General features: G+C 65.4%; 15 protein-coding genes. 2 read left to right on the top strand and 13 right to left on the bottom strand.

Translation table 11 applies throughout. The annotated features are described in order from the left end of the window. Positions 1-34: 34 nt before the first annotated feature. From Pla108_RS11365 to Pla108_RS11350, 4 genes are all read right to left on the bottom strand, one after another. Positions 35-1375 carry an aspartate aminotransferase family protein gene (locus tag Pla108_RS11365; protein WP_146445041.1) on the bottom strand — a complete coding sequence of 447 codons (1341 nt, stop codon included), beginning with the start codon at positions 1373-1375 and terminating at the stop codon, positions 35-37. Between the two features lie 235 nt (positions 1376-1610). Next, positions 1611-3077 (bottom strand): uracil-xanthine permease family protein, encoded by a 1467-nt coding sequence (locus Pla108_RS11360; protein ID WP_146445040.1) that lies wholly within the window; start codon positions 3075-3077, stop codon positions 1611-1613. A gap of 154 nt (positions 3078-3231) precedes the next feature. After that, the gene (locus Pla108_RS11355; RefSeq protein ID WP_197526487.1) at positions 3232-3645 is read right to left on the bottom strand and encodes a HesB/IscA family protein; all 414 of its coding nucleotides are present in this window, start codon (positions 3643-3645) and stop codon (positions 3232-3234) included. 124 nt (positions 3646-3769) lie between these two features. Then, entirely contained in the window at positions 3770-4642 is an 873-nt protein-coding gene (locus Pla108_RS11350; protein ID WP_146445038.1) for a nitrilase-related carbon-nitrogen hydrolase, read from the bottom strand. 239 nt (positions 4643-4881) lie between these two features. Here Pla108_RS11350 and Pla108_RS11345 point away from each other — a divergent pair, with 239 nt between their 5' ends. After that, complete coding sequence (locus Pla108_RS11345; RefSeq protein ID WP_146445037.1) at positions 4882-6402, top strand: CoA-acylating methylmalonate-semialdehyde dehydrogenase; 1521 nt, start codon at positions 4882-4884, stop codon at positions 6400-6402. 920 nt (positions 6403-7322) lie between these two features. Here the strand turns inward: Pla108_RS11345 and Pla108_RS11340 are convergent. The 5 genes from Pla108_RS11340 to Pla108_RS11320 all read right to left on the bottom strand — a co-directional run bounded on the left by Pla108_RS11340 (position 7323) and on the right by Pla108_RS11320 (position 14847). Continuing rightward, on the bottom strand, positions 7323-9836 hold the full coding sequence (locus Pla108_RS11340) for a DUF3656 domain-containing U32 family peptidase (protein WP_146445036.1): 2514 nt from the start codon (positions 9834-9836) through the stop codon (positions 7323-7325). A 56-nt stretch (positions 9837-9892) separates the two neighbouring features. Next, positions 9893-12328 carry a glycosyltransferase gene (locus Pla108_RS11335; protein WP_146445035.1) on the bottom strand — a complete coding sequence of 812 codons (2436 nt, stop codon included), beginning with the start codon at positions 12326-12328 and terminating at the stop codon, positions 9893-9895. A 124-nt stretch (positions 12329-12452) separates the two neighbouring features. Then, positions 12453-13550: a M56 family metallopeptidase gene (locus tag Pla108_RS11330; protein ID WP_146445034.1), complete on the bottom strand. Its 1098-nt coding sequence runs from the start codon at positions 13548-13550 to the stop codon at positions 12453-12455. Further along, positions 13547-13933, bottom strand: a complete 387-nt coding sequence (locus tag Pla108_RS11325) for a BlaI/MecI/CopY family transcriptional regulator (RefSeq protein WP_197526485.1) — start codon at positions 13931-13933, stop codon at positions 13547-13549. The genes Pla108_RS11330 and Pla108_RS11325 overlap by 4 nt, the downstream gene beginning before the upstream one ends. 11 nt (positions 13934-13944) lie before the next feature. After that, entirely contained in the window at positions 13945-14847 is a 903-nt protein-coding gene (locus Pla108_RS11320) for a DUF1559 family PulG-like putative transporter (RefSeq protein ID WP_231934432.1), read from the bottom strand. A gap of 313 nt (positions 14848-15160) precedes the next feature. On the opposite strand from Pla108_RS11320, the gene Pla108_RS11315 reads away from it, so the two are divergent. Further along, positions 15161-16399, top strand: coding sequence for a DUF2088 domain-containing protein (locus Pla108_RS11315; protein WP_146445033.1), 1239 nt, complete (start codon positions 15161-15163; stop codon positions 16397-16399). A 108-nt stretch (positions 16400-16507) separates the two neighbouring features. Here Pla108_RS11315 and Pla108_RS11310 read toward each other — a convergent pair whose 3' ends face one another. From Pla108_RS11310 to Pla108_RS11295, 4 genes are all read right to left on the bottom strand, one after another. Further along, positions 16508-16699, bottom strand: a complete 192-nt coding sequence (locus tag Pla108_RS11310) for a hypothetical protein (RefSeq protein ID WP_146445032.1) — start codon at positions 16697-16699, stop codon at positions 16508-16510. Between the two features lie 12 nt (positions 16700-16711). Next, positions 16712-18133 carry a purine-cytosine permease family protein gene (locus tag Pla108_RS11305; protein WP_146445031.1) on the bottom strand — a complete coding sequence of 474 codons (1422 nt, stop codon included), beginning with the start codon at positions 18131-18133 and terminating at the stop codon, positions 16712-16714. Between the two features lie 207 nt (positions 18134-18340). Beyond that, complete coding sequence (locus Pla108_RS11300; protein ID WP_231934431.1) at positions 18341-19603, bottom strand: L-rhamnose isomerase; 1263 nt, start codon at positions 19601-19603, stop codon at positions 18341-18343. A gap of 105 nt (positions 19604-19708) precedes the next feature. Next, the gene (locus tag Pla108_RS11295) at positions 19709-21223 is read right to left on the bottom strand and encodes a rhamnulokinase (RefSeq protein WP_146445029.1); all 1515 of its coding nucleotides are present in this window, start codon (positions 21221-21223) and stop codon (positions 19709-19711) included. Between the last annotated feature and the right edge of the window lie 47 nt (positions 21224-21270).

Genomic DNA, 21270 nt, shown 5'->3' with positions numbered 1-21270 from the left:
CAATCTCCCCCTTGGTTCCTTTGTTCCTTCGTGGTTAATTCAATTCACTAAGCGTCAGATCGAGGGCGTCGATGAGGTAGTCGGCGTCGTCCTTGGTGATGCACATCGGCGGCTTGATGCGGAGGGTGTTGCCGTAGAGGCCCCCCTTGCCGATCAGGACGCCGTGCTCCTTCATCCGCTCCATCACGGCGGCGGCCTCGGTGTTGGCTGGCTCTTTACTTTTGCGGTCACGGACGAGCTCGACGCCGAGCATCAGGCCCATGCCGCGCACGTCGCCGATGAGCGGGCGCCTCTCTTGCAGCTCGAGCAGCCGGCTCTTGAGGTGGCCGCCGACGACGCGGGCGTTCTCTTGGATGCCGTCCTCTTCGATCACTTCCATGGTCGCCAGCCCCTGGGTCATGCTGATCGGGTTGCCGCCGTAGGTGTTGAAGTGGATGCGGTTCTTCATCACCTTCGAGATCTCCTCGGTGGTGGTGAAGGCGCCGAGCGGGATGCCGTTGCCGATTCCCTTGGCCATCGTGACGCCGTCAGGGACGACGTCCCAGTTCTGGTGGGCCCAGTAGTGCTCACCCGTGCGTCCGAAGCCGCCCTGGACCTCGTCGGCAATGCAAAGGCCGCCATGCTGGCGAACGATGTCGTAGACGATCTTGAAGTACTCCTTGGGCGGAACGACCGTGCCGCCGACTCCCTGGATCGGTTCGCCGATAAAGCAGGCGATCTCACCGGGCGTTTGGTACTCAATCACTTCCTTGATGTCGTGCGCGCACTTCAGGTCGCACGACGGATAGGTTAGCCCGTAGGGGCACCGGTAACAGTAGCCGGCGTGGGTGTGGTGGATCGCTTGCGCCTGGTTCGACTTGAACTTCCAACTGCCGTGGGCGGTGAGGCCCATCGTCGTGGCGGTGCCGCCGTGATAGCAGTTCCGCAGCGCGATCACCTCGGTGTTGCCGGTGTGCTCGCGGGCCGAGAGGATGGCGACCTCGTTCGCCTCGCTGCCCGAGTTGGTGAAGTACGTCCGCGACAACCCCTCGGGCATCTTCGAGGCGAGCTTCTCGGCGAACTTACCAATGGTCGGGTGCAGGTAGATCGTCGTCGTGTGCTGCAGCGTGCCGGTCTGCGCGCGGACCTTGTCGATCACCTTGGGATGGCAGTGGCCGACGCTAACCGTGACGATCCCCGCGAAGGCGTCGAGGTAGCGGGCGCCTTTTTCGTCCCACACGTACTGCATGTTCCCCTCAACGATCATCAAGGGGTCTTTGTAGTAGGTGATGACGCCGGGCGAGACGTACTGGGTCCGCAGGGCGATCACCTCGTCACGCGACGGCCCGTCGTACGGCGTCGGCGTGTGGTCGCAGATCGGGAGTTGGAGCTTCATGCTGGTGGTGTGGTTAGGAAGGGAGATGTGGGGATGGGGGGAGATAAGGGGATGGTCTTATGTGAGAGTTGCCGAACTGCACGGCAATGCTCCCTTCAGAATAAGAGTGTAAAAGAGGCCACGCCGGTCGCATCGCGTAGTCGCACTCTTTGTAGGCGAAGGCAACTATCTGAAGCGATATCGCCCCGCGAAGCCGCCATCACCTTATCTCCCCTCATCTCCATCATCCCCCTTCTCAAGGTTTGACCCCAACTTCAACTTCGTCAATGTCCGCCGCTTCGGGCACCAGCACACCGGGCCCGTCGTGCAGGCCACGCTCGGCGGGCGTGCCAGGTATCAAGTTGTCGAGCACGATGCCGAGCACCGCGGCGACCGCCATGCCGGTCTTGCCGAGCGCGCCGAGCACGTCGCCCAGTCCGTAAGGAATCGCCGCCAGCGCGGCGCCACCGGCTTCGCTATTGAAATAGGCCGGCACGCTGAGGCCCATGAACAGGGCGAAGCCGCCGATTAGCAGGTTGCGGTCGCTGTCGAGGTCCGCCTTGGCGAACTGCCGCACGCCGACCGCACTGATCAGGCCGAACATCACGCAGTAGAGCCCGCCAACCACCGGTTGGGGGATCGCCGCGGCGATCGCGCCGAACTTGCCGAACAAGCCGAGCAGCACCAGCAGCCCGCCCGCGATCTGCACGACATAACGGCTGCCGACTTTGGTGAGGCCGACGAGGCCGACGTTCTCGGAGTAACTGGTTGAACTGAAGCCGCCGAAGACGCCCGTCAACGCACAGCCGACGCCTTCGAAGCCGATGCCTCTGGTAATCTGCTTGGCGGTCGGATCGCCGCCGCCGGCCATGTGGCTGCAGGCGTGGTAGTCGCCGAACGACTCGATCATCGACGCCAAGTAACCCGCCAGCACCGCAACGATGAACGCCGTAGAGAACTTGGGCGCCCCCCACGGGAAGAAGACACTCGTCGTACGGAACCACTCGGCCTTCTCCATCGCGTCGAACGACACCCGCGCCGGGTGGCCCGCGCCGTACCAGCCGAGCACCGTGCCGAGGTGGCAAACGCCGACCGCCGTGAGGATCGCCAACAACATGGGAAACAACCTGAACACCAGCAGCCGTCGCGATAGCACGAGCGAGAACATAATGATTAGCGCCATCGTCAGCAGGCTAATCGGCCAGTCAGAAGCCGCTACAGGCGCGCCGGCGCCATACAGCGCCAAGCCGATCAGCATGATCACCGGGCCGACCACGACGGGCGAGAGGAACTGGCGGATCTGTCCGATCAGCCCAGAGAAGCCAAGCACCATTTCGCCAACCGCCCCAACGATCACGGCGCCGGCAATATAGCGCATGCAGTCGCCCGGATCACCGCCGAGTCCATCCTCAATCGTGGGTCGCAGCACCGTCGGAATGATCACGCCACTAAAAGCGGCGAGGAACGAGAAGCTCACCCCCTGAATAATCGGCAGCCGCGACCCGAAGGTCACCTGCAAGAGCGTCGCCACGCCGCTGCAGAGCATGACCGAAGAGATCAGCAGCGCCGTCTGCGTCGCGTCCATCCCCATGGCCGGCGCGAGCAGCAGCGGCACGGCGACCGTCGAGCCGAACATCGTCAGCACGTGCTGCACGGCGAGCACGACCGCCCGAGCCAAGGGCGGTTTATCGTCGAGGCCGTAGATCACGGTAGCTGCAGGCATGCCTTACCGATTCTTCTAATAATGGAACGCGGATAAACGCGGATTGAATGGATGAACGCAGATGACCTTGGAGCTAATCCGCGATAATGCGCTCGATCCGCGTTTATCTGCGTCCCACTTCTTTCTCTTTGATGCGGAGGTTTAGGTCGATGGCTTACTCAATCTCTTCAGTAATCGCGTTTGGGTTGTTGAACATAAAACCAGTGCGACCTTCATCGTTGACGCCGAAGTCAACTACGGTCCCTTCGAGATAGGCACGGCTAGTCTTGTCAATAACGATCGTTACTCCCTTCGAAGATGAGCGAACATCCTTGATGTGATCGAAGTCATCACTGAAGTCCATGCCGTATTCGTAACCTACATCGCTATCTCCGGTGACGGAGAAGCGAACGGATGTAGTAAGAGGAAGCTTGCTACTCTTGAGTATCTCTTTTATTCGACTAGCAGCAGCGATGGTAAGAACCACCGAAGATTTGCTCGCTTCTCTTCGCATCTCTGGTGGCAGCTTATCGCTTGCCGAACCACAGCCTCCGGAAACCAATGCCGCTAATGCCGAGATGAATCGCATTAGGAAATCTCCATTCTGGGAGGTTCGAAATCGCATCCGGTAACCTCCTGGCACTTGTGTGTCTATCGCTGGATCCGCGTGAATCCGCCCAATCCGCGAAAATCCGTGTCCTATTCTTCTCGAATCACGCCTCGGTGATTGCCCCGTAAGTCTCCGGCCGGCGGTCGCGGAAGAACTGCCACGTGTTGCGCACCTCGCGGATCAGGTCGAGGTCCATGTCGGCGATGACGATGTCGTCCTCGGTTCGCTTCTCGCTCTTCTTGACATACTGCCCGCGCGGGTCGCAGAAGTAGCTCTGGCCGTAGAACTCACCGATCCGCCACGGCTCTTCCCAGCCCGGTCGGTTGATCGCGCCGACGAAGTACTGGTTCGCCACGGCGTGGGCTGGCTGCTCGATCGTCCAGAGGTACTCGCTGAGCCCCGCAACGGTCGCCGACGGATTGAAGACGATCTCCGCGCCGCCGAGCCCCAGGCAGCGCGCCCCATCAGGGAAGTGGCGGTCGTAGCAGATGTAGACGCCGACCTTGCCAACGGCCGTGTCGAACACCGGGTAACCGAGGTTGCCGGGGCGGAAGTAAAACTTCTCCCAGAAGCCGGGGTTGCACTGCGGGATGTGGATCTTGCGGAACTTGCCGAGGTAAGAGCCGTCGGCGTCGATCACGGCGGCCGTGTTGTAGTAGACGCCGGTGATCTCTTCCTCGTACATCGGAACGACCATCACGATGTGGTGCTTCTTGGCGAGCTCCATCATCAGCTGGGTGGTCGGCCCCTCGGGGATCCGCTCGGTGAGCGAGTACCACTTGGCGTCTTGCTCGGCGCAGAAGTAGGGGCCGTAGAACAGCTCCTGCAGGCAGACGACCTGGGCGCCTTGGCTGGCCGCCTCCTCGATCATCGCGACGTGCTTGTCGATCATCGCCTGCTTGATCTTCTCGACCGGTGAGGTGGTCGGTTCGCAGGTAGTCGCTTGGATCAGGGCGCCACGGACAGGTCGGGCCATTCGTCAACTCCAGGGCGGGCAGAGGCGGGCTCAAAGCAGTACGATACAAAATCGAACCACAAAGGAACGAAGGAACCAAGGGCAGCGGGCGCGGGCCCCTTTCCCTTCGTTCCTTGGTTCCTTTGTGGTTCGTTCTTGAGGCTGCTATCGGCTTGGCTTGGTTGTCGGGGACGCCTGTCGCCAGTTACCTTAATCAAATCTTCACAGAACGCCTACGTCTTTCCCGAGGAACCTTCGCGATGTCCGCGACCGCCGCTCCTGCCGTTGTCCCGATGCTCGTTGGCGGCCGTTGGGTCGAAGCCACTGCCGACGCTTGGGAAGACGTCTACAACCCCTCGACGGGGCAGGTGATCGCCCGCACGCCGCTCGCCGGCAAAGAAGCGGTCGACAACGCGGTCGCCGCGGCCGCCAAGGCGCTCCCCGACTGGGCCGACACGCCGGTCGTCGAGCGCGCCCGGGTGATGTTCCGCTTCCGCGCGCTGATGGAGGAGCACTTCGAAGAGCTGGCGACGCTTGTCACCCGCGAGCATGGCAAGACGCTCGCCGAGGCGCGGGCCGAGCTCAACCGCGGCGTCGAGATGGTCGAGTTCTCGGCCGGGATGCCCGCGATGCTCATGGGGCAGATCCTCCCCGACATCGCCTCGGGCGTCGACGCCGAGTGTGTCAAGCACCCGGTGGGCGTCTGCGTCGGCATCACGCCGTACAACTTCCCCAACATGGTGCCGCTCTGGATGTTCCCGGTAGCGATCACCTGCGGCAACACCTTCGTGCTGAAGCCGTCCGAGAAGACGCCGCTGTCGGCGGTGCGGCTCGGCGAGCTGCTCACCGAAGCGGGCCTGCCCGACGGCGTCTTCAACATCGTCCACGGTGCGCGGGACTGTGTCGAAGCGCTCTGCACGCACCCCAAGGTGGCGGCGATCTCGTTCGTCGGCTCCACGCCCGTCGCAAAAATCGTCTACGAGACCGGCACCTCCCACGGCAAGCGGGTGCAGGCGGCCGGCGGCGCCAAAAATCACCTGATTATCATGCCGGACGCCGACATCGATCAGACCGTCAAGCAGCTCGCCGCCAGCGCCTACGGCTGCGCCGGGCAGCGCTGTATGGCGGGCAGTGTCGCGGTGGCGGTTGGCGCCGCAGGCGACCCGTTGGTGGAAGGGCTCGTCGATTTCGGCAAAGCGATGAAGGTCGGCCCCAGCGACCCGGCCGCCTCGAGCGACGCCGAGTCGATCGGCATGGGCCCGCTCATCCGGGACGACCACCGCAAGCGGGTCGCGTCGTACCTCGACATCGCCATCGACGACGGCGCCACGGTGGCGCTCGATGGCCGCCAGTCCGCCACGGGCGACGGGTTTTTGCTCGGGCCGAGCGTCGTCGATCACGTCGCGCCGACGATGCGGGTAGTCAAAGAAGAGATCTTCGGCCCGGTGCTGAGCGTCTCGCGCGTCGGCACGCTCGAGGAGGCGCTCGCCCAGGGCGACGACTGCGAGTACGGCAACGGGGCGGTGATCTTCACCCAGAGCGGCCACGCCGCCCGCGAATTCAAACGCCGCTTCAACGCCGGCATGATCGGCGTGAACGTCGGCGTCCCGGCCCCAATGGCGTGGTTCCCCTTCACCGGTTGGAACCGCTCGTTCTTCGGCGACCTGCACATCCAGGGAACCGAAGGAGTCCAGTTCTACACCCGGCAGAAGGTGACCCTAACGCGCTGGCCGAAGCCGAGCGACTCGCACGACGACCCCGTGTGGCGCAGCGGCCGCTAAACCAAAGCCTCCGCCCCGGAGCGGCGTCATCGGGTAGCCCAGGTTCTCGAACCTGGGTCGCCGCAGGCGACAAGAGGTTGCGTACCCGGCCAACGTTTCCCCAGGCGGTATCTCAACGAAGAACCTCTTGTGGCGACGCCACCCCGGTTCAAGAACCGGGGCCACCCGCGGTCAGGTGTGGTAGCAATCTCCTTCACTTAGGACTTCCATCTATGAGTGCGGTAGTAGGCAGAACAGAAGCGATTGCGGTCGCTGAAAACTATATGCGAGATAGTGGGTACAAGCACGGACCTTGCATAGGTTGCCGTCCGATTGGACCGACAGGCACACTTTTTTGGGAAGTCGAGTTTGCGTATAAAGGAAAAACAGAACGGAGCGAAACGGCAGACCCCCCGTCGATCATGCTAAAGGTAAATACTTCGACGAAAGAAGTCCGTTCGGTGTATTTGATGTAGCTAGGTGCCATGCCCACGCTCGCGTGGGCATGTGAGCTACAGCGAGAAGACCGCACTTTTTATGCCCACCTTAGCGTGACCACGGCGCCGAGTATTTGTTGGTGTGCTTCCCACTATTGACCCATGCGTGAGCAACTGGACTTACCGGAGTTCGAGGCTGGCCCAGCGGAAATGGGCTTTCAGGAGTCGCGGGTGGCCCCGACTGTCGCGAGCGAGCCAGTTTGCCATCGAATGCTACCGAGCCCGAGCGACTGTCGGGGTTGCAAGGCAACAAGAGGCCGAGCAGGCCAGCTTGCCTCCTGTGCTACGCACCCCGACAATCGTTCGGTTGAGCGTAGCGGTACGCATTGTCACTCGCTTACGACTGCCGGGGCCACCCGCGGAGATTCTCGAACCGGGTAGCCCCCGACAGTCGTGAGCCGGGTGAACCTATGAGAGAAGGCAAGAAGGCGACGCCCCCATCTTTCATAAAATCGCCAGCGGGTTGCGGCGTTCTTCGAGCGTGCCGCGGGTGACTCCGACGCGGTTGGACGCCTGCAGCTTGCGCCAGACTTCTTTGCCCGCGATGCGGCCGGCGAGCAGGTCGCGGTAGAGTTGCACGGTGCGGCGGAGTTGGTCCCCCTCTTCGTCGAGGAACTCCAGACGGAAGTGGCGGATGCCGGCGGCTTGTAGGTCGGGGACCGCTTCGGCGGCCGACTGCGGCGTCGCGTTGAAGAGCGTGTTGCGGCAACCGACGTCGGCGGTGAGGCGGTGCTCGGCGCCGGTCCGGTCGCGGAGTTTTACCTCGTGCCGGTCGCACGGCCGGCCGCAATTGGTCTTGTTCGTCCCCGGCGAGAGCAGCGAGCAGAACACGCAGTGCTCCATGTGGAACATCGGCATGTGCTGGTGGACGACCACCTCGAGCCAGCCGCCGGGTGTCTCGGCCGCGAGGCTAAGCAGCTGATCGCGGTTGAGGTCGTACGACGCCGTGACACGCTGCGCGCCGAGCTCACGCAGGTAGCTCGCCGTCAGCGGGTTCGAGGCGTTGAGCGAGAAGTCGGCGACGAACGGCACGCCGTGCTCGTTACAAAAATCGATCCCCGCCAGGTTGCGGACAAGCAGGCCGTCGGCGCGGTGCTTGTGCATCGCCCGAAAGACGCCCGCCTCGCCCGGCTTTTGGATGCGCGGCGTCGCCAAGTAAATCTCGGCGCCCTGTGCGTGAGCGAGGCGGACCGCGTCGCGGTACTCGCGGATGTCGGCGAAGTCGGCCAGCAATTGTCGCTCGCCCAGTTCGAGCAGTTGCTCGAGCTGGCCGAGCGTGCGGCAGAGCAGGCGTAGCGTGGCGGGGTCGGTCGTCGGCGTGGCGACGGCGGCGGGCCGAACGGCGCCGGACGCTTCGCGATCGAGGCGCCGCGCCGGCGGCGCTTGGATCGAGGCGTCGAGGCTCGTGGCCAGTTCGCGCCGCAGTTTGCCGAGCACGCTGAGGGGAACCATCGGCTCGCCAACGATCGTCGCCGTGACTTGCCGCAACTCGTACGGCGTGCCGCCTAGTCGCCCCAGTTGTTCGGTGAGTGATTCTTCCGTAAGCGGGTGTTTCCGCGCCGCTTCGAGGGGCTCTTCCGACCGCAGCGTGCAGCTCGCCCCGTTGACGGCCTCCGCGGTGACGATGAGCGGCTCGCCGACCGTTGCGTTGACTAGCAGGTCGAGCGCCACACGCCGTTGGGGATCGGCGGCCGAGAAACTCTTGCGTAGCCGGGCGTTGAGCTTGGGGTCGTCGGTCTTCCAGAGCGTCTGGCCCGGATAGAGCTCGTCGAGATCGATCGCGTCGCGGCCGAAGGTGATCTCGATGTCACCCGAATCGGCGCCCGACTTGAGCGGCTGGCCGTTGCGGTAGAGGTCGTAGACGCGGCCCCCTTGCTCGGCAGCTTCGAGCCGATCGCCTTCGAAGACGACGCCATCGCCCGGCGCGACGGGGCCTCGGAGGCGGACGCGGACACGGTCGCCGTTGATGGAAAGCACCTCGCCGAGCAGCACGCCGCGTTTCGCCGAGCTCTTGCCCGGCACCAGCATCTTGTGGTCGCAGCCGTTGAGCCAACCGGGCGAGAAGCCGCGCGAGAAGGAGAGCTCCATCTCGGTCACGTCTTGCCGCGAGAACTCGAGCGGTCGGTCGGCCACGGCGGCGTCGATGGCGCGGCGGTAGTGGCGAGTGATGTTGGCGACGTACTCGGGCGTCTTGAGGCGGCCCTCGATCTTCAGGCAGCTCACCCCCGCGTCGATCAGCTCCGGCACCAGGTGGTACGCGGCCAGGTCCTGGGGGCTCAGCAGGTATTTTACTTGGTCGAGGTCTTGATCGACGCCGTCGCAGACAAGGTCGTACGGCAGCCGGCACGCCTGGGCGCATTGGCCACGGTTGGCGCTTCGACCGCCGAGCGATTCGCTCGTCAGGCATTGGCCCGAGTAAGCGACGCAGAGGGCGCCGTGGACGAAGGTCTCGATCTCGACGGTCGTCTGCTCGTGGATCTTGCGGATCTCGGCGAGCGAGAGCTCGCGGGCGAGCACGACCCGTTCGACGCCGAGCCGTTCGGCGGCGCGGACGCTTTCGGCGCTGGTGAGCGTCATCTGGGTGGAGGCGTGGACCGGCAGGTCAGGGCTGATCGCCCGGATTAGCCGCACGAGGCCGAGGTCTTGGACGAGAACCGCATCGACGCCTGCTTCGGTGATGGCGATCACCGCCTCTTCGATCGCCGGCAGCTCGTCGCAGAAGATCAGCGTGTTGAGGGTGACGTAGCCCTTCACGCCCCGACGGCGCAGCTCGGTCATGAGCTCGGGGAGATCGCCGACGCCGTGGTTGGCGGCCCGGGCGCGGGCGTTGAAGCCGTGCTGCAGGCCGAAATAGACGGCGTCGGCCCCGTTCTCGACCGCCGCGCGGACGCACTCCCGATCGCCGGCGGGGGCGAGCAGTTCGGGGGGGCGGCGAGTGGCGACGGGGCGGGCTTCCATCCACCGAGTATGGCCTGTCGGCCCCCTCCGGCTCTAGGAGGGATCGCTGCAGAAGCTCAGCGGTGTGTCGCCAAGTCGGCGGGGCGATTCGCGAGCGACGTCCCGTCGGTGTCCACCTCAAGGACCACCCCCGAGCCACGCTCGCCAACGACGCGGACGGACGCCTCGGTCGGCAGGTCGTCGAGGAGGTCCTGGCGGTTGTCTTTCTTCCGCATGACGACATAGAGCCGTCCGTCGGAGCCGGCGATCGAGCTCAGGTCGTCAGTGTCATGGAACGAAAGGTTCTGGATGTCTTCGCGATGCAGGTAGTAGGGCGCCTCGGCCCACTCGTGCGAGAAGGTCGCGATCGGCGCCGTCGAGTCGGCCGCCAGCTGGGCGGTCAGAGCCGACCCCGGGCCGAGCAGCGTGCGGAATTCGGCGAAGCGGGGGAGCTGCCGGTGCATCACGAGGACCCCCATGGGGACGACCATCGCGAGGCTCACCCCCCAGGCGGCGATCGGGTTCTCGATCCGTGTGCGGAGCAGTTGAGTCGCGACCGTCAGGGCAAGCCAGGCGACCGCGAAGGCGATGGCGACGCCCGCTCGTTCGACGCCGGCGACGCCAACGAACGTGGCGAATCCGAAACCGCCGAGGCCCGAAGCGAGGGCCGCGTTCCACGGGGCGACCCGCTCCAAGAGCGACGCCTTGCCCCCCTTGAGCAGGACGAGCCGGTTGTAGACGTAGTAGCCCATCAGCATCGCTAGCGGCGGCAGGGCGGGCATGACGTAGGAGGGGAGCTTGCAACTCGACATCGAAAAGAACAGCACGCACCAGCCGGCCCACAAGGCGAAGAAGCCGAGCACGGGGGACCGCGATTCGCGATCAGCGGCGGATTGGCTGCCGAAGTACCGGACGCACGGGATCGTTAGGTACGACCACGGGTGCCCCGCCACCAGCAAGATCGGCACGAAGTACCAGATCGGCTGGGCGTGGAAGGCGCCGGCGAAGCGGGCGACGTTGTGGAGGTAGAAGAACTCGTAAGCGAACGAGGGCTGGACCCTCGACACGGCGATCAACCACGGCGTCGCCATCGCGGCGACCACACCGAGCATGACGGCCCAGTCGCGGAGACGAGGCTGCGAAGCACCGCGGCTCAAGAAGCTGTAAGCGGCGATCGGCGGCGCGACCAAGACGAAGGCAATCGGGCCCTTCGTTAGGAAGCCGGCGCCGCACGTCATCGCCGCAGCGAGCCACCAGCCGTAGCGGAACGATGGCCCTCGGACCGCTTCAAAGGCGCACGCCGCGGTGAGCGTCACCAGGGCGGTCAGCAGCCCATCAATTAAAAGGATCCGCGACGAGCCAAAGAAGCCAACCGACACCAGCAGCACCAGCGCCGCCGCCAAGCCCGGCCCGGGGCCGAGCCAACGCCGCGCGAAGAGCAGCGTCAGGGCGAGCGTGCCGAACGCGGCCAGCACCTGCGGCAGCCGGGCGGCGTACTCGTTGACGCCGAACAGCTCGTAGCTGGCCGAGCAGAGCCAGTACATCAGCGGCGGCTTGTCGTAGTACGGCTTGAAGTTCAGCTGCGGCAAGACCCAGTTGCCGGTGACCACCATCTCACGCGGGATCTCGGCGTACCGCGTCTCGTCGCGGTCAAGCAACGGGTAGCTTAGGTTCGTGAAGAACAGAATCGCCGTCACGACGAGCAACGCCGCCGAGAGGCCGTTGATCAACGCCCGACGCGACTCGGTGGGACGGTCCGGAGCGGCGTCGCCGGGGAACGCGACGCGGTTCCACCAGAAGCGGCCCAGCTCGCCGAGCACCTTGGGGATGTGCCTTGCCGAGACGGTGCTATCACCCTCAACCCGCGGCCGGTGCGAGACACCGACCTCGACAATCGAGAAGCCTAGTCGCCGAGCCTGCGTCAGCAGTTCGGAGTTGACCAGGAAGCCATTGGTGGTGATCGGGAGTTGCCCCAGCGCGTCGCGGTGGAACAGCTTCAGCGCGCAGTCGACGTCACGCACCCCGACGCCGAGTAGGCCCCGCACCAGCACGTTGTAGCAACGGGAGTAGAAGCAACGCAGCGGCGAGTCTTTGCGGTCGATGCGGTAGCCGCAAACCACTTCATGGCGTTCGGCGAGCAGCACGAGGCGGTCGAGCTCGCTGAGATCGAATTGGTTGTCGGCGTCGGTGAACCCGACGAGCTCGCACCGGGCCGCGGCGAACCCGCTGCGGAGGGCGGCGCCGTAGCCGAGGTTCGTGGGGTGCTGGATCAGCCGCACGGCGGGCATCCGCTGGGCCGCTTCGGCGACGACCTGGGCGGTGGCGTCGGTGCTGCCGTCATCGACGACGAGGATCTCGTAGTCGTCCGCCACGGAGCGGAGGGCGGCGTCGGCTTCGGCCAAGGCCCGCGGCAACGCTCCCGCTTCGTTCCAGGCTGGCAGGATCAGGGAAATCGAACGTCGCGTCCCAGCCGGGGACCCGCTCGCTACGTTACAGCTATCCAGCAACGGCATTCTCGCGTCCTTGCGATAGTCGTTTATCGAATCGATTGGCGTCGCCGAGGCGTACCTGCCCCGATCGCCGCTCCACTACGATAGATTTAATAGTTGTCGGCAAAAAAATTGGAGCCGGGCCGCGTTAATCCCGAACTTCTCCGGCATCGTGCAGGAGCTCGTAGACATGGGTTGACCCATTGAAGTCGCTGAAATCGCGGGCCGGCACACCCAACCCGTGGAGCACCGACGCCGACCAAGCCGGCCAGGGCGACATCCGGCTGCGGGGCGAGGCGAGCGGATCGACCGGCAGCCAGACGAGCGTCGCGACGACCGCCGCAACGACGACGCCCGCCACCGCCCGCCTGCCGCCTGAACCTGACGGCTCGGACAAGTTCGCCACGAGCCGGGCGGCCCGCAGGCGGACCTCGCTGACCGACCGTCCGATGGTGAGGCCGGCGCCAAACCGGCGTTGACGGTTCTCGACCACTTTCAGGAGCGTCCGCAGGTAGGCGGCTGTCGAGGCGCCTTGGTCGGAGGCGGCGTCGTCGCAAACAAACTCCCGGACAATCCCGGCCCGCCCGCTCGCCATCCAAACCAGCGGATGGAACCACAGCACACACTGCGTGGTCTTCTGCAAGAAGACCTGCATCGGGTGCTCGGTGCACAGATGCGTCATCTCGTGGATCAGGACGTTTCGCAGGTCGTCGTCGGCTTCGCCATTGAGGAGCGACTCCGGCACGAAAACAAGCGGACGATGGAACTGGTAGCAGAACGGACCGAGCTCTTCGGGGGCGACACGGAGGTCAACCTGCCTGCCGTCGATCAAGAGGCTCGGCGGCTTGATCAGGGAGCGTATCCTCAAGTCTTGCTTGGACGTGACGCGGGGCTGGCGGGTGATGAACCGCTGGACGCGAATGAAGTCGATGACCCCGCGGGACACCATGACGGCGATCCCGAACGCCCACACGGTCAGCAGCACCGACCCGAGGGTCTGCTCGACCTCGAGGGCCGAGACGACGACGTTTGGCGGAGCGGCCGACCAAGGGGAGGCCCACTGGACGTGCGGGGCGAGGAGCCCCACCGCCAGCAGCCCGAGCAGACTCACGAAACAGCCGGTCCAGAGCCGCGACTTCGCCGTGGCGGCGTGGGTCCAGCGGTCGAGCGCCGCGGCGACGCCGATCACCAGCGACGCCTGGAGGGCGTACGAGAGGAGCCACTGAGTCCACTGCGGGGTGGTCATTTGGAGGCCTCGAGTGATTCGATCATCTGTTTGAGCTCGGCCAAGTCGTCGGCGCCGATCGCGTCGTCATGCACAAGGTTCAACACCAGCGACTTCATCGAGCCGCCGAAGAGGCGACGGGCGACCTCGTGCGACATCGATCCCCGCGCCGCGTCGCGGCCCACCCGGGGCTCGTAGACGAACGCACGGCCCCGCTTGCCCGACTTCTTGACGTAGCCCTTCTCTTCAAGGATGCGGGTCGTCGTCATCACCGTCGTGTAGGCGAGTGACCGGGGCAGTCTTTCGACGATGTCAGAGATGGTGACGTCGCCAACGTCCCAGACGATGTTCATCACCTCCGCCTCGGCGGCCGTCAGCATCGTGGATTCTTTGAGTTGACTCATGGTCGGGGCTGCTATTGAGGGTCGCGCTGGGCGAGTTGGCGATAGAGGGTCGGGTCGATGTCGTCCGCGACAAGTTCGACGTGGCCGTCCGCCCACAAGAAGTAGGCCCCTCCCGGGTGACGGCTCGAGAACTCGCACTCGTCGCAGGTGTCGCAATTGGGTTGGGTCATCGCGGCGCCGGTGATCCGGCATTCGGCGTCTTCGCCCCGCAAGTCGACCCCGAGCCACGTCGAGGGGACGAGCGACATCGTCCGCTCGCCCACCAAGAGCGTCTGGCTGAGGCCGCGGTTCAGGTTGCTCAGCCGCACCCGGCGGTTGAAGACGATCGCTCCGTCGCCGAGTTCCGGGGTGTTGGCACGCAGCTTCTGGTAGTACTCGTCCGCTTCGACCGTGCCGTAGACGCCGATGTAGCTGGACGTCGGCAGCGAAAGCAGCACGTCGCCAGGGGGACCGTATTCGGTGTCGGCCGAGGCGTAGAGCGCGAAGGTCGCTTCGATCTGGTCCGACGGGCAGACCAAAAACTCGACCACCGCGTCGCTGGGATCGACGCCGGTCGGCGCGTCGTCGAGGTTTAATTGGGCAAGCAACGTGTCTTCTTCGAGCCCGGGCAGCAGCATCGAGGCCCAGCTGTAGGCGAAGGTCGGGGCGCGCTTCGCGACGCGCCACGCCGGCGGCAACTGCTCGCGCCAATTGTGGTGCTGGTGCATCGCCAAACCGACCTGTCGCAGGTGGTTGACGCAGGTCACGGTCCGGGCCGATTCGCGGACCCGCAGCACGGCCGGCAACAGCAGGGCGACCAGCACCCCGATCACACTGATCGAAACCAGCAGTTCCAGCACGGTAAACCCCGCTACCCCTTCCCGGAGCAGGGGGGCCCGGAGCAGGGGGGGCCGGAGCAGGGGGGGCCGGAGCAAGTGGCGCCGGCGCAAGGCGGGCAGAGGGCGGGGCGGCTGGCGGTCGCGGGTCACGAGGGGGCTCCGGGTCGTTGTGAGGCGGGTTTGTACTAACCTCTTAGTATTTGGGGCAAGACCAATCCGCTGGCGTTCTTGAAGTCGGCATGGCGGGGCTGAGCAGGAGGGTTCCGCCGATTGCCGTGACTACTCGCCGCAGTCGAGTCCCGCAAAGAACCCGCTAGATCGCGCAGCGCGGCATGAGAACCCTGGCGCTCGGGGCGTCGGGGCGGTTAATCTAGAGAGACGCCGTCTCCCACTATTCGGATCCGCCCCGATGAAGTTCGTCAAAGTCCGCCAAAAGCTCGTCTCCTCGCCGATCGCCGATGTCACGGCCGAGGTCCGCCGACAGCTCGACGCCCTCGGCCCGCCGCCGCAGGGCGAGGTCGCCATCACCGCCGGCTCGCGGGGCATCAACAACCTGGTCGAGATCACCAAGGCGGCGGGGGATTGGCTCCGCGATCACGGCGCCACGCCCTTCATCGTCCCGGCCATGGGCTCGCACAACGGCGCCACGGCCGAGGGACAGCGGGAGATGGTCGAGTCGCTCGGCATCACCGAGGCCGTGACGGGCATGCCGATCCGCTCCAGCATGGAGTGCGTCAAGGTCGGCGCTGTTCCTATCTGGAAAAACGGGCCCACCGGCGACGTCTGGATGGACCGCCACTGCTTCGAGTCGGCCGGCGTGCTGGTCCTCAACCGCGTGAAACTGCACACCTGCTTCAGCGGCCCCGTGCAGAGCGGCCTGACGAAGATGATGGTCGTCGGCATGGGCAAGATCCAATCGGCCCAGACGTTCCACTCGACGCCGACGCCGCAAATGAAGGACATGCTCCTTGAGATGGGCAAGCTGCTCGTCGACAGCGGCAAGGTCTGGGCAGGGTTGGCGATCCTTGAGGACGGCTACGACCGCACCGCCGAGCTTCACGCCATCGCCGCCGCCGACATCCTGCAGCGTGAGCCACAGCTCCTCTCGAAGCACCGCGAGTACTTCCCTTCGCTGCCGCTCGATGCGATCGACGTGTTGGTCGTCGACAAAATCGGCAAGACCTACAGCGGCACCGGCATGGACCCCAACGTCATCGGCCGACGAGGCACGAGCGTCGAGGACGTCGAGCGACCGCTCGTAAAGATAATCGCTTGTCTGGAGCTGGTCGCCGCGTCGAAGGGGAACGCCATCGGCGTCGGGTTGGCCGACTTCATCACGCGCCGCCTCCGCGACGCGATCGACGAGTACAAGACCTTCGTCAACGTCTACACGACCGGCGACATGCAGCGCGGCAAGATCCCCGCCACGCTGGCCGACGACGAAGAGGTCTTCGAGAAGATGCAGGCCCGCTACGGCGAAAGCCGCTGGGTGGTGGTCCCCAACACGCTGCACCTCGATCAGTTCTGGGTGAGCGAGGACCTCGCCGACGAGGTCGCCGCCCACCCGCTATGCGAGGTGACGGGGGCGCCTGTCGAACTCGCGTTCGAGGGGGGGCGGCACAACTTGCCGTTCGAACCCGCGGAGTAAGTTGGTGCGCGGCGCAACTCCCGGCGCTGGCGCTTAGGGCTCCCGGCGCGGGATGCTATCGCCCCATCGAAGGGAGCCCTAAGCGCCAGCGCCGGGAGTCGCCTCCACTCAATCGTCGACGGCGTGTTCGACCGACTCTTCAACACCGGGCCACAGCGCCGTCACGAACCAGACGACGGTTAGCGCCAGCGCCAACCACTTGTAGGTGTCGAGGCTCAACGAGCCGGTGACGTAGGCGAATGGCGCCAGCGCGATCGTGGCGACCGCCAGCGCGCCAAGGATCCAGGCGATTTGCTTCATGATCGGCTCCTTCTAGGCGTCGGCGAGTTGCGAAAGTTCGGGTTGAGGCTTCTGCATCAGCTTGCTGAGAACGACGTAAATGACGCCGCACGCGATCCAGGCGGGGATCACGCAGTAGGCCGGGAAGACACGATTCGCTTCGTCGAGCCCGTACATCAAGTACAAGCTCACCCCGACCGGCAGCGCCCAAGCGAGAAGCACCGCCCAGTTGAACGTCATTCCGGTGCGGGCGGCGTACTCCTCCGTCAAACCAAGCCGTTTGACGAACCAGTAGTCAACAAAGATCACCGCCCCCATCGCGCCGAGCACCGTGCCGTAGGTGCCGACGAAATCGAGGAGCTTGTAGGCCAGGGCGGGGAACGCTCCGGCGACCGTCGCGACGGCGCCGGCGAGCAGGGTCATCTGCACGCGGCTGCACTTGGGAAGCACCCCCTGGAAGGCCAGTCCGGCGCGGTAGATCGTCGGGTTGGCGGTGGTCCACCCGGCGACCACGACACAGAGGATGCCGGTCCAGCCCAGAGCGCTGTAAGCCAGGATCCCGGGGTTCGGGTTGGCGATCTGGTTGAGTTTGATCTGCGCGGCTAGTAGCAGTCCCGCGGCGATCCACGCCATGTAGTGGCCGAGGAACATGCCGATCGCCGGCGCCCAGCCGCTCGACGCGTGGCGGGCGAAGCGGAAGATCGTCAGGTCGGCCATGCCGAAGTGCATCGCCCCGTTGCAGAGCCACGCGAACGTCACCAGTTGCCAGAAGGGGAACGCCTGCTTGCCCCCCGGCTGCGACTGGATGAAGGCGATGGCGTCGCTCCAGAAGGCGCCTTCGGAGAGCTTGGCGAAGCTGTCGACGCCCATCTGCCCGAGCGAGACGATGCCCGCCGCGGCGAACACCGCAATCATCCAGGGCGCCGCGTAGTTGGCGACCCGTGCGACCGTCGTGTAACCGGCCGCCGCGATGACGCTCATCACGAGGCCCACAACCAGCACGATAGCCGTGAACGACGGCGTGCCCAGCTCGAAGGTCGTCTCCGGCGGCTCGTACATCACATTGAACGGAACGCCGACGGCGCTCGACGACACGGTGACCATCGCCCCGGCGAGGAAGCAGAACAAGACGCCGTTGACGACGTTGTACAGCTTCACCATCTGCGACCCGCCGATGCGCTCGAGCTGATAGTAGAGCGTCATCCGCTTCGCCATCGCGATCGGCACCACGAGGTACCGCCACGTCAGCACGGCCAAGATGTTGCCCAAGAGAAGGCCAACCAGCACGTCCTGAAGGCTCGCTCCGGCCGCCAGGAACAGCGGCCCGATCATGAACTCGGTGCCGGCGCAGTGCTCGCCCGCGTACATGCCCCAGAACTTGCTTGGCCCCATCAAGGCCGAGTTGGGGACCGGCTCGCGCTCGAACTCACCGCCGGTCGATTCTGCTTCTGCCATAGAGTACGCCGAAAAGAAGAGAGGAGGCCGCTAGTCAGGGAGGGATTGAACCACAAAGGAGCGAAGGAACAAAGGAGAAGAGTTGATTGGCCCGCGAATTATGCGAATGGTCAAAGGCGATTCGCGCTCATTCGCGCTCATTCGCGTAATTCGCGGGCCAAAGTGCCTTGGTTCCTTCGTTCCTTCGTTCCTTTGTGGTTCTCTTTTCTAAACCCGCTTGGAAAGGATGTTTTCCTCGTAACGCCGCACTTCGTCGAGCCACCCGGCGCCCGCCGGGACGCCCTTCTGTTCGCAGTAACGGTCCCAGACCGCGGCGAACGGGAGCGTCTTGTGCTCTTCCATCAGGGCCAGTCGCCCGGTCAGGTCGCCGGCCCGCTCCGCGTCGGCGACCTCGGCCCACGGCTCGAGCAACGCGCCGAGCAGCGCCTTCTGGGTCGCCCGGACGCCGATGACCCACGCCGCCACACGGTTGATCGTCGCGTCGAAGAAGTCGAGCCCGATATGCACCCGGCTGCCGTAGCCGCCACGGACCAACTCGCCGGCGATCGCCCGCAGCTCGTCCGAAAGCACCACGACGTGGTCGCTATCCCAGCGGACGCCACGGCTGACGTGGAGCAGCACCTCGGGGACCCACTGGAGGACCGCCGAGAGTTTGTCAGAGACGACCTCGGTCGGGTGGAAGTGCCCCGTGTCGAGGCAGAGCAGCTTGCCGTGCTTGATCGCGTAGCCCATGTAAAACTCGTGCGAGCCAACCGTATAGCTCTCGGCGCCGATGCCGAAGAGTTTGGATTCGACCGCGTCGAGGTTGTGCACCGCGTCGAGCGGTTCGGCGAAGACCTCGTCGAGCGCCTCGGCGAGCCGTTCGCGCGGCGCCTTGCGGTCGGCCGGGGTGTCCTTCGAGCCGTCCGGAACCCAAACGTTGGTCACGCACGGAGACCCGGTCGCTTCACCCATCGCGGCCCCAATCCGCCGGCACGCCTTGCCGTGCTCGATCCAAAACTGGCGAACGGCCGCGTCGTGGTGCGACAGCGTCACGCCGCTGGCGGCGAGGGGGTGGCCGAAGTAGCTCGGGTTGAAATCGAGACCGATCCCCGCGTCTTGCGCCCAGCCGATCCAACGCGCGAAGTGCTCGGGCCCGAGCTGGTCGCGCTCGACGGCGACGCCGCCCGTCTCGGCATAGATGGCGTGTAGGTTGAAGCGGTGCTGGCCCGGGATGAGCGACAGCGCCTGGTCGGCGTCGGCCCGCAGCTCGTCGGCGGTGCGGGCCTTGCCGGGGTAGTTGCCAGTGACGGCGAGGCCGCCGCCTAGCTCGCCCCCCTGTTCGCCGGGAGGGGCTTCGAAGCCGGCGACGTCGTCCCCCTGCCAGCAATGGATCGACACCGGGTAGGCGTCCATCGCGGCGATAGCGGCGTCGACATCGACGCCATGTTCGGCGTAGCGCTCGCGGGCGATTTCGTAGGCGTTTGACACAGTCGTAATCTAATTCAGTGAAGGAACCACGGAGTCACAAAGAGCACGAAGCAGCGTTGGCGTTCGACTTTCTTCGTGTTCTTCGTGCCTTCGTGGTTCATTTTCTTAGGAAATGAGAAGGGTAGCGAATCGCTGCTTTGCCGCCGCCCAGTCGGCTGACGATGGATTTGACGAGACGATTTCGACATCCTGCGAGCGGGCGACGATGGCGCGGAGGTCCTCGACGCTTTCAACGAGGCCCAGACCCATCGCCTGCACCAAAGCGTTGCCGAGCGCGGTTGCTTCGCTCGGCCCCAGCCGTAGCGTGCGGCCCGTGGCGTCGGCCGTCAACTGGTTCAGCAATTGGTTGTTGACGCCGCCACCGACGAGGTAGAGCGTCGCGATCCGATGGTCGGTGAGTTGCTCGATCCGCTCGATCGTGTCGGCGTAGCAGAGGGCGAGGCTGTCGAAGCAGCACCGCGCGAGTTGGCCGGGCGACTCGGGGACCGGCTGGCCGGTACGTCGGGCGTGGCCCTGCAGCTTTGCGATGCTGTCGCCGGGGGCCGCGAGGTCCTCGGCGTTGGGATCGACGAGCGTCCGTAGCGGTTCGGCCAACGCCGCCGCGTTGGCGAGCTGCGCGTAGTCGAACGATTGCCCGCTCTGTTCGAGGTCGCGACGCAATTCCTGCACGAGCCAGAGCCCGGCGATGTTCCGCAAAAAACGCGTGCGGCCGCCGACGCCTTGTTCGTTAGTGAACCCCGCTTCGAACGCGTCGAGCGTGGTCTTTGGACGGTCGAGTTCGACGCCAAGCAGCGACCAAGTCCCGCTCGACAGATACGCCCACGAGCCGGGCGCCTCGTCGACCGCCGGCACCGCTGCGACGGCCGACGCCGTGTCGTGCGTCCCAGGAGCGACGACCTCGACCGAGTCGGGCAGACCGAGCGCCGCGGCGAGTTCCGGCCGGAGCGGTCCGAGCTTGGTCCCTGGCTTGACGAGCTTGCCGAGCGACGCGCTAGGAAGCTTTGCCGCCTCCATCAGCCCGTGGTCCCAGTCGAGCGTTTTGGCCGACAGGAAACTTGTCGTCGAGGCGTTGGTGCGCTCGTTCGCCCGCACGCCGCTGAGCCAGAAGTGCAGCAGGTCGGGCAGGAGCAAGAGCGAAGTCCCTTCCACCGTAAAGAGCCCGGGGCTCGCCGCGTGGCGGGCCTCGACCTGGAAGAGCGTGTTGAACGGTTGCGGCGGGATGCCGGTCCGCTGGTAGACCGCCTCGGCGCCGCCGTCGATCCGCGCGAGCAGGCGGTCGCGGGCGCGGGCGTGGTCGGGATCGCGATAAGCGTGCGGCAGTCCGACGAGCTCGCCGCCCGGCTCAACGAGCGCCCAGTCGACGCCCCAAGTGTCGCAGCCGATGCTCCTCACCGGGACGCCCGCCTCGGCGGCCATCGCCGCCGCGGCGCGGATGCCGATGAGGATCTCCCGCCACAGCGTCGTCAGGTCCCAGACCGGACCCGCCGGTGTATCGAGCGGCTCATGCGCGAAACGGTGCGCCTCCTCCAGCCGAACCGTCGCCGGCTTGCCGTCAAGCACGGCAAGCATAGCGCGGCCGCCTGAGGCGCCGAGATCAATCGCGATATGGGCCGTCGCCATGCGGTTGAAAGCAAATGTACTGAAAAGATGACGAGGAATCGCCGATG

This window comes from Botrimarina colliarenosi (assembly GCF_007859955.1).
Lineage (GTDB): Bacteria > Planctomycetota > Planctomycetia > Pirellulales > Lacipirellulaceae > Botrimarina > Botrimarina colliarenosi.
Note: the sequence above shows the minus strand (reverse complement) of the source record. Positions and strands in the feature narration are given on the sequence as shown.

Excerpts from the sequence above, each read along its gene's own strand:
- Pla108_RS11350 (WP_146445038.1), bottom strand. The coding sequence starts at position 4,642 with ATGGCCCGACCTGTCCGTGGCGCCCTGATCCAAGCGACTACCTGCGAA.
- Pla108_RS11355 (WP_197526487.1), bottom strand. The coding sequence starts at position 3,645 with ATGCGATTCATCTCGGCATTAGCGGCATTGGTTTCCGGAGGCTGTGGT.
- Pla108_RS11330 (WP_146445034.1), bottom strand. The coding sequence starts at position 13,550 with ATGACCACCCCGCAGTGGACTCAGTGGCTCCTCTCGTACGCCCTCCAG.
- Pla108_RS11345 (WP_146445037.1), top strand. The coding sequence starts at position 4,882 with ATGTCCGCGACCGCCGCTCCTGCCGTTGTCCCGATGCTCGTTGGCGGC.
- Pla108_RS11365 (WP_146445041.1), bottom strand. The coding sequence starts at position 1,375 with ATGAAGCTCCAACTCCCGATCTGCGACCACACGCCGACGCCGTACGAC.
- Pla108_RS11325 (WP_197526485.1), bottom strand. The coding sequence starts at position 13,933 with ATGAGTCAACTCAAAGAATCCACGATGCTGACGGCCGCCGAGGCGGAG.
- Pla108_RS11315 (WP_146445033.1), top strand. The coding sequence starts at position 15,161 with ATGAAGTTCGTCAAAGTCCGCCAAAAGCTCGTCTCCTCGCCGATCGCC.
- Pla108_RS11295 (WP_146445029.1), bottom strand. The coding sequence starts at position 21,223 with ATGGCGACGGCCCATATCGCGATTGATCTCGGCGCCTCAGGCGGCCGC.
- Pla108_RS11305 (WP_146445031.1), bottom strand. The coding sequence starts at position 18,133 with ATGGCAGAAGCAGAATCGACCGGCGGTGAGTTCGAGCGCGAGCCGGTC.
- Pla108_RS11310 (WP_146445032.1), bottom strand. The coding sequence starts at position 16,699 with ATGAAGCAAATCGCCTGGATCCTTGGCGCGCTGGCGGTCGCCACGATC.
- Pla108_RS11335 (WP_146445035.1), bottom strand. The coding sequence starts at position 12,328 with ATGCCGTTGCTGGATAGCTGTAACGTAGCGAGCGGGTCCCCGGCTGGG.
- Pla108_RS11340 (WP_146445036.1), bottom strand. The coding sequence starts at position 9,836 with ATGGAAGCCCGCCCCGTCGCCACTCGCCGCCCCCCCGAACTGCTCGCC.
- Pla108_RS11360 (WP_146445040.1), bottom strand. The coding sequence starts at position 3,077 with ATGCCTGCAGCTACCGTGATCTACGGCCTCGACGATAAACCGCCCTTG.